Source organism: Bacillus sp. FSL H8-0545, assembly GCF_038006105.1.
Classification (GTDB): Bacteria; Bacillota; Bacilli; order Bacillales; family Bacillaceae_G; genus Bacillus_A; species Bacillus_A cereus_U.
This window is the reverse complement of record NZ_JBBOUO010000002.1, coordinates 309636-324309: the sequence shown is the minus strand read 5'-3', so window position 1 is coordinate 324309 and position 14674 is coordinate 309636. Positions and strand designations below refer to the sequence as shown.

Here is a 14674-nt window from a genome sequence, read left to right as displayed (position 1 = left end):
AAACAAAAGAATGTACATTTTCCCCTGAAGATGTCAATTTTTTCGTTTTGGGGTATTTGCTTTTCTTAGCTTGATGGTGATGGTGATGGAGTGACAACTTTGTAATCTTCTTGTAAGGAAAATATATATATTTAGAATCTTCCGTTTATTGTAGAGTGAAGGAGTACAAGGTTAATTTTACCCCGCATTAACGGGCAGTAAGACCCACACGGATTAAAGCTTCACTTTATTGTTGGTTTTTTGTCATTGGTAGAGATGATAGCTGTGTGGTTAGTATGAAGCAGCAAACAAACAACCAGCGATACAATATGAATAGAAGAGAGGAATGCCTTATGAAAACACGTAGTCAAATTACATTTGCAAGTCTGGCTCTTTTAATAACGGGAAGTTCCCTGCTATACACATCGCCAACCTCAATTGTAAAAGCAGAGCCCACCCAAAATGTATCTAGTTTGTCACATACAAGCACTCAACGAGATCGTAATTCCGTCAAGCAAGCAATGCGGGATACATTGCAACTTGGATTTCCGGGGATACTTGCTAAAACTTCTGAGGGTGGAAAAACGTGGGGTTATGCCGCTGGGGTAGCGAATCTGAGCACCAAGAAACCAATGGAAACAGATTTTCGCTTTCGTATTGGCAGCGTGACGAAGACATTCACCGCAACGGTTGTACTTCAATTAGTTGGGGAGAACCGCCTGAATCTAGACGACTCCATCGAAAAATGGTTGCCTGGTGTCATTCAAGGAAACGGATATGATGGTAAACAGATTACTATCCGGCAGATATTGAACCATACAAGTGGTATCGCTGACTACTTAAATTCAAAAGACGTTGATCTGATGAATACAAAAAAAACATATACCGCTGAAGAAATAGTGAAGATTGGGCTTTCTCTGCCTCCAGACTTCGCCCCTGGAAAGGGCTGGTCTTATTCAAACACAGGATACGTATTACTGGGTATCCTTATTGAAAAAGTAACCGGAAACAGCTATGCGGAAGAGATTGAAAATCGGATTATTGAACCGCTTGAGTTGTCGAATACATTCCTACCTGGCAATTCAAGCGTTATTTCAGGCACTAAGCATGCCCGTGGATATGTCCAACCAGACGGAGCAAGTGAGTTAAAAGACGTTACTTATTATAACCCAAGTATAGCTAGCTCGGCTGGAGAGATGATTTCTACTGCTGACGACTTAAACAAATTCTTTTCTTCCTTGCTCGGTGGCAAATTACTGAAGGAACAGCAACTAAAACAAATGCTTACTACAGTTCCTACAGGATTTGATGAAATCAGCGGATATGGTCTTGGAATCTATGAAACTAAGCTTCCAAACGGTGTCTCGATATGGGGACACACAGGTAGCATTCCAGGGTTTGTTACTCTTGTTGGAGGTACACTTGGGGACAAGCATACGTTGACCATCAATTTTAACAGTACGGATAGAGCTAACAGTCCTGATCCTTTTAAAAATATTTTACTTGCTGAATTTAGCAAGTAAGCAAAAAGGAAAACAGGATAAATTTTGTCATAGTTTTTATAGGTGTCACGCAATAACTTGAAAACTTACAAATTTATGCTATTTAAAAATATATGAACTTAAAGCACTTGATTGTCATTTATGGCAACAAGTGCTTTTTTCATAGATATATTAAGACTCGATAAACAAATAAAATATAGATTGTATATATGGATTGATAAATGAAATAAAATAAGTCGTGAATATTATATAAAAGATAAGACTTACTTAGGTAATATAGATAAAGAGTTATACAAGAAGTTAGACAAAGGCTCTAAAATAGAAGTACTAGAATATAAAGGAAAGACAATCATGTATGATAGTTACGATGTAAAGTAAGGGGGATTATATTGAAAAAGAAACGGTTTAGAATTGGTTGTATTGTAGTGTTTCTAGTGTGTACGTTCCTACTCATAGGGGTAGGAACGTACAACGAGATACAAGTCAGACAACATGGTAAGTCAAGTATAGCGGAAGTCGTAGATATGAAAGAGCACACACCTAGAGGGTTTAAGACTTATGAAATCAAGTACAAAGTAGATGGTGAAACGCACACAGGTAGCGTAAGTAAGAAAGTATACAAACGTTTAGACATTGGTTCTCGTATTGAGGTTGTTGAGTACAAAGGAAGGACTATGCTATTTGAAAGTTACGATTCAAAGTAAGGGGTATGAATAGTGAATCATAGACGTAAGAAAAAGAAGAATCCAATACACGTAGAAAAGTAACAAGTTTGTTGACATTCTCCTTGGTATTCTTCTTTTCCCAATTATTATATGGGCAGTATTAGAAGGTTCTAGGGGAAAGTTAAGTAAAAAGGCAACTCTTGTGGTTATAAGTGTTATTGTTTTCATCTTAGTTGGGGTAGTGATAATAGGAAACAAATAAAGGGGTATGTTATGAGTGAAAAGAAATTCATAAACTTAGAGAAAGACCTAGAGTATGTAGACGACTATGTTGTATTTAAGAGTACAAAGTTTGGAAAAACCTACTACTTAGATTCATCTGTGAAAGAGTATACAGAGTATGAACTTGAAGAGTATATCATACTGAAACACCCTACTTTAGAGTTGTTTGACAATAACAAAATGAAAAAGATATGGGTGAAACAGGAACTTTACGATAAGGTATATCCGACTGACAAGGTACGAATCATTGAGTACAAAGGTGAAGTTAAGTTAGACCCTAGATATGACGATAAAGACTTAGTCATACAGAAGTATAAGTTTGGGAGGTAATTGTAATATGGTTAAGTAAGGGGCATTTTATCATTTTAGCCAAGAAGACTCCTTCCTTAAGGAACGTGAAGGGTCGCAGCCCAGTGAGTAGGTGGGAGATGAATTGGCTTCGGACAAGGGATGGCATGAAGCCATCTTAATTGTTCGACATATGTAAAGTGTTACTGGACAATTTGTCATTATCACTTCACCACCTATCGAATGTATGTTTGTTGTATAATAGATATATGTCGAAATGGAGGTGAAACGAATGGTTATCAATAAAGCATATAAATTTCGTATATATCCAAATAAAGCACAAGCAACTCTAATCAATAAAACGATTGGTTGTTCTCGTTTTGTATTCAATCATTTCCTATCTCTATGGGATAACGCATACAAAGAAACAGGAAAAGGTTTGACATATGGTACTTGCTCTGCCAAACTTCCTGCCATGAAGAAAGAATTTGTTTGGCTAAAAGAAGTGGATAGTATTGCTATTCAGTCGTCTGTTCGCAACCTTGCGGATGCTTATAAACGTTTTTTCAAAAAACAAAACAGTGCTCCGCGTTTCAAATCTAAGAAGAACAATGTACAATCTTACACCACAAAACAAACAAATGAAAACATTGCCGTTGTAGGAAACAAAATTAAATTGCCGAAACTAGGTCTTGTTCGATTTGCCAAAAGTCGTGAAGTAAATGGACGTATTTTAAATGCTACGGTTAGACGGAACCCTTCTGGCAGATACTTTGCGTCATTGTTAGTAGAAACAGAAGTGCAAGAACTTCCGAAAACACATTCTTACATTGGAATTGATGTAGGACTAAAAGATTTTGCCATTTTGTCAGATGGAAAAACCTATAAAAACCCGAAGTTTTTTCGATCATTAGAAGAGAAGTTAGCCAAAGCACAGCGTGTTCTTTCTAGAAGAACGAAAGGATCTTCTCGCTGGAATAAACAACGAATAAAGGTTGCTAGAATTCATGAATACATGACAAACGCTAGAAAAGATTACTTGGACAAAATCTCAACTGAAATCATCAAAAACCACGATGTTATCGGTATAGAAGATTTGCAAGTATCGAATATGTTAAAGAATCATAAGTTAGCAAAAGCGATTAGTGAGGTATCATGGTCACAGTTTCGAACCATGTTGGAATATAAAGCAACATGGTACGGTAAACAAGTCATTGTCGTATCGAAAACATTTGCTTCAAGCCAATTATGTTCTTGTTGTGGATATCAAAACAAAGACGTTAAAAATCTAAACCTACGTAAATGGGATTGCCCTTCTTGTAGTACACATCATGATAGAGATATTAACGCAAGTATCAATCTAAAGAATGAAGCGATAAGGCTTCTAACCGCAAGGACTGCGGAGATAGCCTAATAAATTAGAGTTCGATAGAACTCTTTACTTAGGAATCCCCCACTTCTAAACGAAGTGAAAGTGGGGGTAGTTCAACATCGAGGTACTAGGATAGCAGTAACGGTTGTGATAATACGAATGATAGTAACTTCCGTAACTTAGGAGATGATGAAAGAAATTCAAACATAAATTAGTTTGTAAATGATTGGGATGCGTGAATTGAGAAATACATAATACGATTCTTTCTGCAATGAAATTAGACTATGTTATTCATGATATTAAAAAGAGACGACAAGGGGTATCAAGTTTTTGAGTTGTCTCTTTTTTATCGTTAAATCACCGCATCAAAATCATTTAAATTGGTAAACGTCAAGTAACTCCAAAATATACAACAAAGGTTGATTTTAGAGTTACTTGACGTTTACTTTTTAATCAAACTTTATTTTAAAGCTACAGTGATGAATCAAATACAGGAACGTGAAATTTGGATTCCTTATGGTGAAGTAAAAAGATATTATCTAAGCAAAATAGGAAAATGGTTTAGAAAAATAGAAAGTGAATGGAAATCACAAATACCTACAGTGAAAAGCAGCATGTACTAGAAGAAAAGTAAATACAAACAAAACAGGGGGGCGCATTCCATGTTTAATTTACAAGAAGATATGTATGAACAATTGAAAGAGAAAAAAAGCGAGGTCACTATATTTTTAAAGAGTGGTGTTCGCATACCTGGGCAGGTTATTGCAATGGATAAATTTACTGTTCTTATGATGGTTAATGGTAAGCAACAGCTAGTCTATAAACAAGCCATTTCTACAATTGCTACGTAATACATACTAGGTTTATGTAAATATTTCTCAATATTATACTATTACTATATAAACTATAATATAAGTAATTCTTTTTATTATTTATATTTTGTTATTTCCTGTTGCAGAATCCTTAATATATTAAGGATTCCTTTTTTTGTATCTAAAATCAACAATTAAAAAGATAAGAGCGGGGAACACGATCTTATCTTTAGACAAGGAGTAAACAAGAGGAATAACCATCATATTTTTATTATAATTTATTTTTTGTTAATTCTGAATATAAAAGCATATTTTAAAAGTATATCTATATTGAGCAATTTAATACAAATTCAGTTGTAAATATCTTTAAAAACGAAAGCATTGAATTCACACCAATCCCCCTGATATCCTCAAAATACACAACTAAAGTATACATTCAAAACGCTATAAATAAAGAAGATATTGAATAAAAAATCAATATCTTCTTTATTTTATCTATTATATAAAAAGTCTATCCCAAAACAGTATTAATAATTAAAAATATAAACTGTAAATCCTCTCAAATTCCAAACCATTGTTCTTTTTACTTTTGTTTCGGGAGATAGTACTCCAAAATACATGGTTCCTAATAACCCAAGCGGTGCTAATACAAAAATAACCTGATTCATTACACTATATTCAAGTCTAAATCCATTTACTATACAAATAAAAGAACAAATTGATACTAATAAACACGCTAATGAAATATAGCCCCAAATTTGCTTCATCTAGCTTCCTCTTTAATACATTTTATTCCATATTAACATTATATATTCTGCACATATAATGTTACCATAACACCACTTATCGGTAGTCCATGTATCTAGAAATCTCAAAAAGTCCCTTCAGATCTTCTGAAGAGACTTTTTATTCATAAAACTATTAGAAAAGTTACTTAAAAGATTTTTTCCAATTTGAATAATAATAAATGAACTGAATTAATAAAGTTATTACTGCAATGCCAGTAAAGGTTACAAAATAAGTTAATCCCAAATCTAATAAATATATGACTATTAGCGTGTTAACTACTAAAGGAATTGAAGCTAAAACATTATAAAAACGTTTTTTATAAAAAAGATGATCTTTTTCATTTATATAATTATTGACCATAAAAATCCTCCTCGTACTGTCCACAAGTGCATTATCTCTTTTCGAATATGTGTTGCATATCCCATGTAAATTTACCACATAATTTAATGGGACTTACAGATTGCTCTTCAACGAAAATTATACCTCATTTTTTTGTAAAAAACATACAATTTATACTTTTCGTAAAATACATAATGGAAACATCTGTTATACGAACGTATTAGAATATTATAGTCATCTATACCTATGAATGAATATTATTATGATGTAGATATTGTTTTAAAGGGTTTTATACGAAATGAGCAAATGGATTTTTTAGGAAGCGGAAATGATATACCATTTTATTTTCTTAATTCACATAATTTTCGAAATTAAAATCTACGGATGTTAATATTTGTTATATAATTTATTTATCAAAGCATTACCCCTGTAGTTTCTAAGATGAACCTGTAAGATAGTTTGTTTGTCCCGTATATTCACCTTAAACAAAAAGAACTTGTAGTGATTCCTACAAGTTCTTTTTGTTTTTCCGGTTAAATGTTGATTTGAAATAAAGTTACTATTTTTTGAGGGGGAAAAGTAAATGTTTGTAAAAGCAGAAAGATTATTAATACTAAAATTTGAGTTCAAGGATTGGCAAGCTGTCCATGAGTATACATCAGATATCAATGTTATGAAATACATACCCGAAGGGGTTTTTACTGAAGAAGATACAAGAAACTTTGTGAATGAAAACATTGGTGAAAATGCTAAGAACTTTCCTGTGGTATTAATAGATGACAATATCCTAATTGGTCATATTGTTTTTCATAAATATTTTGGTGAACATACTTATGAGATTGGTTGGGTGTTCAATTCTAAATATTTCAATAAATGATATGCTTCTGAAGCAGCACAAGCTACATTGAAATATGGGTTTAAGGAAATGAAATTACATAGAATTATAGCTACATGTCAGCCACAGAATACCCCATCATATCGAGTGATGGAGAAGATTGGAATGAGAAGAGAAGGCTATTTCAGGAAGTGTATACCACATGGAAATGAATGGTGGGATGAGTATTATTCCGCTATTTTAGAAGAATAGGGTTCTGGTGCAAACACTCCAAAACTTGGACATACTGATACTAGTACTCTAAAAAAGGAAGTGATTAGTATGGAAAAGTAAAATCTATTCTTTCAGGAATAGAAACGATGCATATCATTACAAAAAGGAATCCATAACGGGTTCCTTTTTTACACCCTTCAAAAGGTACACTTTTTAAACGCATAGCACCACAGCTCGATTCAGAAGCACATAGTAGCATCTTTCAAGAACCAAATAAAAAATAGTAGCTTAAGCCAAACGATCAGCTCACGCTACTATTTTTATTTATGTTGAATCTCTTAAGAATCTTAGTGTATGGATTGAATCATCTGGCGTAAATAATTTCTTCTTATAAAAGATTAATTAGACCTAGAAGGCAAAGTAGATATAGGAAATGGATACTTCAGTATAACTGATTTATCATTTTAGCCAAGAAGACTCCTTCCTCAAGGAACGTTTAGTGAGTAGGTGGGAGATGAATTGGCTTCGGACAAGGGATGGCAGCAAGCCATCTTAATTGTTCGACATATATAAACTGTTACTTCACTACCTATCGAATATACGTTTGTTGTATAGTAGACACATATCGAAATGGGGGTGAAACGAATGATGATCAATAAAGCATATAAATTTCGTATCTATCCAAATAAAGCACAAGCGACCCTAATCAATAAAACGATTGGCTGTTCTCGTTTTGTATTCAATCATTTCCTATCTCTATGGGATAATGCATACAAAGAAACAGGAAAAGGTTTGACATATGGTACATGCTCTGCCAAACTTCCTGCCATGAAGAAAGAGTTTGTTTGGCTAAAAGAAGTGGATAGTATCGCGATTCAGTCGTCTGTTCGCAACCTTGCGGATGCTTATACACGCCTTTTCAAAAAACAAAACAATGCCCCGCGTTTCAAATCTAAGAAGAACAACATACAATCTTATACCACAAAACAAACAAATGAAAATATTGCCGTTGTAGGAAACAAAATAAAATTGCCAAAACTAGGTCTTGTTCGATTTGTCAAAAGTCGTGAAGTAAAAGGACGTATTTTAAATGCTACAGTTAGACGGAATCCTTCTGGCAGATACTTTGTGTCATTGTTAGTTGAAACAGAAGTGCAAGAACTTCCGAAAACAAATTCTTACATTGGAATGGATGTGGGACTAAAAGATTTCGCCATTTTGTCAGATGGAACAACCTATAAAAATCCGAAGTTTTTTCGATCATTAGAAGAGAAGTTGGCAAAAGCACAGCGTGTTCTTTCTAGAAGAATGAAAGGATCTTCTCGCTGGAATAAACAACGAGTAAAAGTAGCTAGAATTCATGAATACATGACGAATGCTAGAAAAGATTACTTGGACAAAATCTCGACTGAAATCATCAAAAACCACGATGTTATCGGTATAGAGGATTTGCAAGTATCGAATATGTTAAAGAATCATAAGTTAGCAAAAGCAATTAGTGAGGTATCATGGTCTCAGTTTCGAACTATGTTGGAATATAAGGCAAAATGGTACGGCAAACAAATCATTGTCGTATCGAAAACATATGCTTCAAGCCAATTATGTTCTTGTTGTGGATATCAAAACAAAGACGTTAAAAATCTAAACCTACGTAAATGGGACTGTCCTTCTTGTTGTACACACCATGATAGGGATATTAACGCAAGTATCAATCTAAAGAATGAAGCGATAAGGCTTCTAACCGCAAGGACTGTGGAGATAGCCTAATAAATTAGAGTTCGATAGAACTCTTTACTTAGGAATCCCCCTCTTCTAAACGAAGTGAAAGTGGGGGTAGTTCAACTACGGGACAAAAAAAGATATATTAAATAAAATGATCAAACTTTTTTTAAAAAAATGAATGTGGGTAAAATGCCAAAGAGCTAAATTTTGATCAGACTTTTTTCAAAATTTAGCTCTTGTTTTTTGCTGAAAAAACAATACGTCACACAAGGTTTTGATCAAACTTTTTTTAACACCTACACCTTGTTCCATGCCGCCTGGCGAATTCAAACGGCAAGCCGCTATTCGCCCTAGATCTATCACCCCTGCCACAGCGCAGGCTTTGTCACCATGAACCATAACATCGCCATTAAAAGAACAATGTAAATCCAAACAGAACGCCGCAACAATTGAATCAAGGCGTTCTTGTCTTGGCCCGTTTCGCTGAATTTCCGAATGGTCGGAGAAAAGGCGCGGGCCAGGAAAAATATTGAACTCGCCATGAGAATAAGGGTCATCACAATCCAAGGGGTCTTCCAAGTCCAAGGGCCCGCCAGTACAAGCAGAACCCCGGATGCAACCAGCACATGCCCGGCATGCTTGGCCAGCCTGACCGAAAATCGGAATACATCCAGATAAGCCTGCTGTGTTCGGGCCTCTGTAGCCCGCAATTTTTTGATGAGCGGAAGCAATACAAAAAACGGGCCGATGGATAAGATTACACTAAAAATATGTATATACAGAAGCAGTCGATATAACATGTCCATCCTTATATCACATTAACCTTCGATGAGACGGAACTCATGAACCCAAACTCTCATATTTGGCAGCCACGGCATGCCAGGGTGAAGAGACAGGATAGATTGCTTATATTCCTCCACATTCGCATAGCCTTCTTGACGGGCATGCTCATCAGTCAATTCGCCAAGTGACTGCGAATAGACCTTCTCCACAACATACCGGTGACCTTGAAGCTCCATCACTTCCCCGACATCCGCATATCTCCCGTTGCGGCGAGTAGCCGTTTTCTGTCCTGCAAGCACTTTTTCAATGTCCTCCTGAATCGTGATGAGACGTTCAATCGTACATGTTTTTGGCGGTAAAGCGTTCGTTTCATTTTGGTTTGTCATCTGGGTCACTCTCCTTTTTTCATTTAAGCATAAGCCCACTTTATCATATAAAAAAATTATTCTATATAGCAAGTTTCTACTTAATAGGGATAACAAACTTTTGATGTTATCCCCTTAAGGTAGACAGTGTAAAAAGACCATGAATACACATGGATGTTACACTTTTACTTGGAGGCGATTTTATTATGGTTAAAAAAGGGGATAAATTTCAAACTTATTCAGATAAATTAAAGATACAAGTTGTAAAAAGTTATTTAAATGGTGAGGGTAGCCAATCAGCTATAGCGAAAAAATATAAGCCTAGAAGTAGAACACAGTTAATGAATTGGGTCCGAGAATATCAAAAAACAGGTGATATTTCAGACTTGCGGGGGCAAAATGGTGGTAATAACAGCTTAAAAACCTCTTAAAAGGTCGTCCTCGTACGAAGTTCGATAGTATGGAAGAAGAATTGGAATACTACAAGGCGCAAGTGGCTTACTTAAAAAAGCAGTATCCAAATCTATAGGAGGTGTTCTTGCTCAAACGGCTAAGTACGAGATTATTGAAGAACTACGTTCTCGGTACAAAGTAACCTGGCTTGTCGTCATTGCGCAGTTAAATCGCTCTAGCTACTATAAGTGGCGTTCAACATGTAGTCATAGGCAATTACGCCTTTCAAAGGATAATACATTGCATGAACAGATTCAAGCAATTCACATAAAACGCAAGGAATACGGTTATCCTCGCATGACAATCGCCTTACGAGAGGCTGGATTTTTCGTGAACCACAAAAAAAGTATATAGACTTATGCGAGAGCTTCACATTCAATCTATTATCCGTAAAAAGCGACGCTTTTTCAAAGGAAAATCCTCAAAGATTTTCCCAAATGTAGTAGAACGACAATTCCAAAACCGCAAACAAAATGAGGTACTTGTCAAAGATATCACTTATTTGCCATTCAAAGATAAATTTCTCTATTTATCGGTCGTTCAAGACCTTTATAATAATGAAATCGTTGCTTGGAAACTCTCACATCGCAATGATTTACAACTTGTTCTAAAAACATTAGATTTAGCAACACAAAAAAGAGATGTGTATGGAACCATCGTCCACTCAGATCAAGGATTCCAATATACATCTCCTGCTTATTATCGTATGCTTCAACAGCTAGGCGCCATCGGCAGCCATTCCCGCAAAGGAAACTTCCATGACAATGCTTGCATTGAATCATTCTTCTCTCATTTTAAATCTGAAATTATGGCTAGAGCATATTACACCTTCTCGGATCAAGTAAAATAAAAAAGTACGCCATCTTATCTCAATGGTGCACTTTTTTATACAAATCATTTAGAAGAATGTATTTATTCCATGCCGTGTATGTAGAAGCCCTGAGTGAATCAGGGTAAGGATGGTGTTTCATTTTTTCTTGTATTAAGTTAAATTATTGTAAAATTAGTATTTTACAGACTACTAAAAATAGTATAATGAATATAATCATATTTTAGAAAGAAGGTATTCCCTTGAAGAAGATTCACGTTATTCATGAAAACACAGAGTGGACAAGACATCTAACGAGAAGATTAGAAGAACTCGATCTTCCTTATGAAGAATGGCATTTGGACAAAGGGAATGTTGATCTTTCGTCTGTTCCGCCGCAGGGCGTATTTTATAACCGTATGAGCGCTTCTTCTCACACAAGAAATCACCGTTTTGCACCAGAGTTTACGGGTGCTGTCCTTGCTTGGTTAGAGAGGCATAACCGAAAAGTGTTCAACGGAAGCAGAGCATTGCAGCTTGAAGTAAGTAAAGTCGCGCAATATATGGCACTGAATGCAGAAGGAATCCGGACACCTAAGACAATTGCAGCTGTTGGTAAGGATCATATTATAGAAGCGGCAACGCAATTTGAAGGACGTCTATTCATTACGAAGCATAACCGTGCTGGAAAAGGACTAGGTGTTCAACTGTTTCAGTCTGTTGCTTCTTTACAAGAATACGTAGAAAGTGCAGCATTTGAAGAGCCAGTAGATGGTATTACATTAATTCAAGAATACATTCAATCTCCTGAGCCTTACATTACACGTTGTGAGTTTGTAGGCGGGAAATTTGTATATGCAGTTCAAGTCGATACGTCCAAAGGCTTTGAATTGTGCCCAGCTGATGCTTGTCAAATTGGAGATTTGTTCTGTCCTGTTGGAGAGAAAGCCCCGGAAAAACCGAAGTTTCAAATTATTGAGGGCTTTGATGACCCAATTATTCAAAAATATGAGGCTGTTTTGGCTGCAAATGATATCGCCATCGCGGGCATTGAGTTTATTCGAAATGCCGATGGTGAAATTTTCACTTATGACATTAATACAAACACAAACTACAATGCTGACGCTGAAGCAGTTGTTGGAAAATACGGTATGCTAGAGATTGCGAAGTTTCTTGGTAGTGAATTAGAGAAAATATAATAGATAGGGAGAAAGCTGCTGATGAAGCAGCTTTTTTTTGTAAGTTCAATTTGAGCGCAAATTGTTAATTTTGTATTTAAAACTAAATATAGGAAGCACCACACATGCCCATCAACTTAAGATATGGATATGAAATAAAATCACGATGTTTATAAGAAAGATGCGATGTTATATCTTTTCAATTAAAGAATTCTAAATGTGTTTTGATCAAACTTTTTTATAAAAATTCAACATCCAGTCACAAAGAAAGACTCTATTTTGATCAATCTTTTTTCAAAATGGAGTCTTTTTGTGTAACACAGAATGTGGATTTGTAAGAGGTTTTTAATCAAACTTTATAAACAGTATGTTTTTTATCTTAAATCAATTATATCCATAAATTTAAGAAAAATTCTGTTATAAGATGCATCAGTACAAGTTATTAAATTTTCTATCGGATTTATGTCAGTTACAGTCATATATCTAGTAAGCAAATGATCATCTCTATAATAAGTAATCAATTTCTTCTCTTCAGAAAGAAATGAACATAATAACATGTTTTCAATACGTTCTTGTTCGTCTTGGGTTAATGTAGGGCGCTCCACTTTTGTCTGCTTTTTAACAATCTTACGAATACCAGCGGATTGCTCTGGTATAGTAGTGAATGGAGTCTGTTTAACCATTCCTCTTTCTTTTGGCATATTTGTATAGTTCATGCTGTATATCCTCCTAATTGCTATTAATAACTGTATCATTATATCAAACTTTAGTTATATTAGGATTAATTATGTGATTATAAAATAAATATTTAGAGGTTTTTGGCTCCTTATAAAATCAAACCAATTTAACTAAGCATGATTTATATATATAATAGGAGAAATTACTATGGAGTCCCTTTGTAGGTAAGTGTGTTGTTGCTGGTTCTGTTGATGCAGGATTAGGATTTACTATTTTGTTACGTAAAATAGTTTTCTTTAGATACAAAAGTAACTGTCAATGGATCATCACAATATAAAATACACAACAGCAAAGAAAAAGCTAAAAGGCAGGAGTCCGGTACAATACCGGACCCGTGCCCAAGAAGCTGCCCAATGAAATAACGTGTCTAACTTTTAGAGTTAAAATTGTCTTTTTTTAATGAATTAATTGATCTTCAACAATTGGGCCATTTTCTGGAATAAAGCGACTGCTCAAATTACAGAATTTTGAAATAATTGTTATTAAGTTAAATGGCAGGATTTTAGAATATGACCGAAACATATTGTATATAAAAAAATTAACATTAGTTTCTTAATTCTTTTTATTGGGAGGAAGAGTCGGATGGAAATAAAATGGATAGGTGTTAGCGTCCTCACCGGATTCTTTCTACTGGAGCTTGGTGCAATGGCTGCGTTCAGTTACTGGGGTTATCATATCAAGACAGGGGCAGCGGTCAAAATTATACTCGCGGTTGCCACGCCACTAGTCATAGCCACTCTATGGGGTATGTTTCTCTCCCCGAAGGCGTCGCTCCCCATCTTCTCCTTCCCCATACGAACTACGCTTAAGCTGGTTGTGTTCATTGTTGCTTCCGCAGCTTTGTACGCAAGTGGGCAAAGCGCGTTCGCAGTTACTTTTCTGACGGTGTCCCTTTTTATCGTGGCAGCAGTCTTCATCTTGAAGCTTCATAAAGTAAATATGTGAAGTGGATTAGTCTAAAACCGAACTTCAATAATCGGGCGCTTTAATTGAGCAAGGATCACAAAAATCATCAAACTTTATTCAAAAGCTACAACAAAGCATATAAATTTCGTATCTATCCAACGAAGGAACAAAAAATATTAATTGTTAAAACCATTGGGTGCAATCGCTTTGTATTCAATTTCTTATTGAGCGAATGGGGCAGTTTATTTAAAGAAGTAAATCAAATCGCATAGGCTACAAAAAAGAAAGCAAACTAAAATCGTGGGTGCTGATGACGAAAAAACACAACTCCGCTATCTGTATATAGTGTATTTATTATAGTTGGCATCCTTGAAAGAATAACTAAATCAAGCTACAAGGGTGGTGAAAAAATGGCTAAAAATAAGAATAATCAATTGAAGAACAATAAAAATGCTGTACCAAAAGCAGATGTAGAATTTGCGGGAGAAAATGGACTTGAAAAAATCGCATTAAGAGCCCAAAAAAAATCAAAATAAGTAAACAATAGGGGGCAGTAAATCTGTCCCTTTGTTCCTCAAAATTAACATAGTTCTTCAAAAAAATAAGCATCTTTTGTTAGCATAAAACCAATGTATTGCAAAACCT

16 protein-coding genes and 6 pseudogenes are annotated in these 14674 nt (G+C 35.1%); 17 read left to right on the top strand and 5 right to left on the bottom strand.

Going from position 1 to position 14674, the window contains the following annotated elements:
• Positions 1 to 332: 332 nt before the first annotated feature.
• The 7 genes and pseudogenes from MHI07_RS27625 to hfq all read left to right on the top strand — a co-directional run bounded on the left by MHI07_RS27625 (position 333) and on the right by hfq (position 4939).
• The gene (locus MHI07_RS27625) at positions 333 to 1502 is read left to right on the top strand and encodes a serine hydrolase domain-containing protein (protein WP_340827110.1); all 1170 of its coding nucleotides are present in this window, start codon (positions 333 to 335) and stop codon (positions 1500 to 1502) included.
• Positions 1503 to 1870: 368 nt separating this feature from the next.
• Entirely contained in the window at positions 1871 to 2185 is a 315-nt protein-coding gene (locus MHI07_RS27620) for a hypothetical protein (RefSeq protein ID WP_340827109.1), read from the top strand.
• A 12-nt stretch (positions 2186 to 2197) separates the two neighbouring features.
• Positions 2198 to 2408: pseudogene (locus MHI07_RS29470) on the top strand (hypothetical protein).
• Positions 2409 to 2419: 11 nt separating this feature from the next.
• Positions 2420 to 2758 carry a hypothetical protein gene (locus tag MHI07_RS27615; RefSeq protein ID WP_340827108.1) on the top strand — a complete coding sequence of 113 codons (339 nt, stop codon included), beginning with the start codon at positions 2420 to 2422 and terminating at the stop codon, positions 2756 to 2758.
• 250 nt (positions 2759 to 3008) lie between these two features.
• Positions 3009 to 4130 carry an IS200/IS605 family element RNA-guided endonuclease TnpB gene (gene tnpB / locus MHI07_RS27610; protein ID WP_340827107.1) on the top strand — a complete coding sequence of 374 codons (1122 nt, stop codon included), beginning with the start codon at positions 3009 to 3011 and terminating at the stop codon, positions 4128 to 4130.
• 434 nt (positions 4131 to 4564) lie between these two features.
• Positions 4565 to 4722 (top strand): annotated as a pseudogene (locus MHI07_RS27605) (transposase); the annotation flags it as partial.
• Positions 4723 to 4750: 28 nt separating this feature from the next.
• The gene (gene hfq / locus MHI07_RS27600; protein WP_078182165.1) at positions 4751 to 4939 is read left to right on the top strand and encodes an RNA chaperone Hfq; all 189 of its coding nucleotides are present in this window, start codon (positions 4751 to 4753) and stop codon (positions 4937 to 4939) included.
• A 488-nt stretch (positions 4940 to 5427) separates the two neighbouring features.
• Here hfq and MHI07_RS27595 read toward each other — a convergent pair whose 3' ends face one another.
• Together MHI07_RS27595 and MHI07_RS27590 are read right to left on the bottom strand one after the other, a co-directional pair.
• On the bottom strand, positions 5428 to 5667 hold the full coding sequence (locus MHI07_RS27595; RefSeq protein ID WP_340827105.1) for a hypothetical protein: 240 nt from the start codon (positions 5665 to 5667) through the stop codon (positions 5428 to 5430).
• A gap of 163 nt (positions 5668 to 5830) precedes the next feature.
• Positions 5831 to 6049 (bottom strand): hypothetical protein, encoded by a 219-nt coding sequence (locus MHI07_RS27590; protein ID WP_000247942.1) that lies wholly within the window; start codon positions 6047 to 6049, stop codon positions 5831 to 5833.
• A gap of 562 nt (positions 6050 to 6611) precedes the next feature.
• Between MHI07_RS27590 and MHI07_RS27585 the strand changes: the two are divergent.
• Positions 6612 to 7115, top strand: a pseudogene (locus MHI07_RS27585) (GNAT family N-acetyltransferase).
• Between the two features lie 606 nt (positions 7116 to 7721).
• On the top strand, positions 7722 to 8843 hold the full coding sequence (tnpB, locus tag MHI07_RS27580) for an IS200/IS605 family element RNA-guided endonuclease TnpB (protein WP_340827102.1): 1122 nt from the start codon (positions 7722 to 7724) through the stop codon (positions 8841 to 8843).
• A 314-nt stretch (positions 8844 to 9157) separates the two neighbouring features.
• Here the strand turns inward: tnpB (MHI07_RS27580) and MHI07_RS27575 are convergent, their stop codons facing one another.
• Together MHI07_RS27575 and MHI07_RS27570 are read right to left on the bottom strand one after the other, a co-directional pair.
• On the bottom strand, positions 9158 to 9598 hold the full coding sequence (locus tag MHI07_RS27575; RefSeq protein ID WP_078182012.1) for a DUF2269 family protein: 441 nt from the start codon (positions 9596 to 9598) through the stop codon (positions 9158 to 9160).
• A gap of 18 nt (positions 9599 to 9616) precedes the next feature.
• On the bottom strand, positions 9617 to 9967 hold the full coding sequence (locus MHI07_RS27570) for an ASCH domain-containing protein (RefSeq protein ID WP_071734882.1): 351 nt from the start codon (positions 9965 to 9967) through the stop codon (positions 9617 to 9619).
• A gap of 149 nt (positions 9968 to 10116) precedes the next feature.
• Between MHI07_RS27570 and MHI07_RS27565 the strand changes: the two genes are divergently transcribed.
• The 4 genes and pseudogenes from MHI07_RS27565 (at position 10117) to MHI07_RS27555 (ending at position 12406) form a co-directional block, all read left to right on the top strand.
• Complete coding sequence (locus MHI07_RS27565; protein WP_215582850.1) at positions 10117 to 10377, top strand: helix-turn-helix domain-containing protein; 261 nt, start codon at positions 10117 to 10119, stop codon at positions 10375 to 10377.
• 262 nt (positions 10378 to 10639) lie between these two features.
• A complete protein-coding gene (locus tag MHI07_RS29465; protein ID WP_215582847.1) occupies positions 10640 to 10753 on the top strand; it encodes an IS3 family transposase in 114 nt (37 codons plus the stop codon).
• Positions 10752 to 11249, top strand: a pseudogene (locus MHI07_RS27560) (IS3 family transposase); the annotation flags it as partial. The gene MHI07_RS29465 and the pseudogene MHI07_RS27560, both read left to right, overlap by 2 nt.
• Before the next feature lie 221 nt (positions 11250 to 11470).
• On the top strand, positions 11471 to 12406 hold the full coding sequence (locus MHI07_RS27555; protein WP_078182008.1) for an ATP-grasp domain-containing protein: 936 nt from the start codon (positions 11471 to 11473) through the stop codon (positions 12404 to 12406).
• A gap of 353 nt (positions 12407 to 12759) precedes the next feature.
• Here MHI07_RS27555 and MHI07_RS27550 read toward each other — a convergent pair whose 3' ends face one another.
• The gene (locus MHI07_RS27550; protein WP_340827101.1) at positions 12760 to 13101 is read right to left on the bottom strand and encodes a YolD-like family protein; all 342 of its coding nucleotides are present in this window, start codon (positions 13099 to 13101) and stop codon (positions 12760 to 12762) included.
• 197 nt (positions 13102 to 13298) lie between these two features.
• On the opposite strand from MHI07_RS27550, the pseudogene MHI07_RS27545 reads away from it, so the two are divergent.
• The 4 genes and pseudogenes from MHI07_RS27545 to MHI07_RS27530 all read left to right on the top strand — a co-directional run.
• Positions 13299 to 13485, top strand: a pseudogene (locus MHI07_RS27545) (hypothetical protein); the annotation flags it as partial.
• Positions 13486 to 13705: 220 nt separating this feature from the next.
• A complete protein-coding gene (locus MHI07_RS27540) occupies positions 13706 to 14068 on the top strand; it encodes a YrdB family protein (protein ID WP_070138874.1) in 363 nt (120 codons plus the stop codon).
• Between the two features lie 44 nt (positions 14069 to 14112).
• Positions 14113 to 14292 (top strand): annotated as a pseudogene (locus tag MHI07_RS27535) (helix-turn-helix domain-containing protein); the annotation flags it as partial.
• A gap of 147 nt (positions 14293 to 14439) precedes the next feature.
• Positions 14440 to 14565: a hypothetical protein gene (locus MHI07_RS27530; RefSeq protein ID WP_001107285.1), complete on the top strand. Its 126-nt coding sequence runs from the start codon at positions 14440 to 14442 to the stop codon at positions 14563 to 14565.
• Positions 14566 to 14674: the final 109 nt, after the last annotated feature.

Excerpts from the sequence above, each read along its gene's own strand:
- MHI07_RS27625 (WP_340827110.1), top strand. The coding sequence starts at position 333 with ATGAAAACACGTAGTCAAATTACATTTGCAAGTCTGGCTCTTTTAATA.
- MHI07_RS27615 (WP_340827108.1), top strand. The coding sequence starts at position 2,420 with ATGAGTGAAAAGAAATTCATAAACTTAGAGAAAGACCTAGAGTATGTA.
- tnpB (WP_340827107.1), top strand. The coding sequence starts at position 3,009 with ATGGTTATCAATAAAGCATATAAATTTCGTATATATCCAAATAAAGCA.
- hfq (WP_078182165.1), top strand. The coding sequence starts at position 4,751 with ATGTTTAATTTACAAGAAGATATGTATGAACAATTGAAAGAGAAAAAA.
- MHI07_RS27595 (WP_340827105.1), bottom strand. The coding sequence starts at position 5,667 with ATGAAGCAAATTTGGGGCTATATTTCATTAGCGTGTTTATTAGTATCA.
- MHI07_RS27590 (WP_000247942.1), bottom strand. The coding sequence starts at position 6,049 with ATGGTCAATAATTATATAAATGAAAAAGATCATCTTTTTTATAAAAAA.
- tnpB (WP_340827102.1), top strand. The coding sequence starts at position 7,722 with ATGATGATCAATAAAGCATATAAATTTCGTATCTATCCAAATAAAGCA.
- MHI07_RS27575 (WP_078182012.1), bottom strand. The coding sequence starts at position 9,598 with ATGTTATATCGACTGCTTCTGTATATACATATTTTTAGTGTAATCTTA.
- MHI07_RS27570 (WP_071734882.1), bottom strand. The coding sequence starts at position 9,967 with ATGACAAACCAAAATGAAACGAACGCTTTACCGCCAAAAACATGTACG.
- MHI07_RS27565 (WP_215582850.1), top strand. The coding sequence starts at position 10,117 with ATGGATGTTACACTTTTACTTGGAGGCGATTTTATTATGGTTAAAAAA.
- MHI07_RS27550 (WP_340827101.1), bottom strand. The coding sequence starts at position 13,101 with ATGAACTATACAAATATGCCAAAAGAAAGAGGAATGGTTAAACAGACT.
- MHI07_RS27540 (WP_070138874.1), top strand. The coding sequence starts at position 13,706 with ATGGAAATAAAATGGATAGGTGTTAGCGTCCTCACCGGATTCTTTCTA.
- MHI07_RS27530 (WP_001107285.1), top strand. The coding sequence starts at position 14,440 with ATGGCTAAAAATAAGAATAATCAATTGAAGAACAATAAAAATGCTGTA.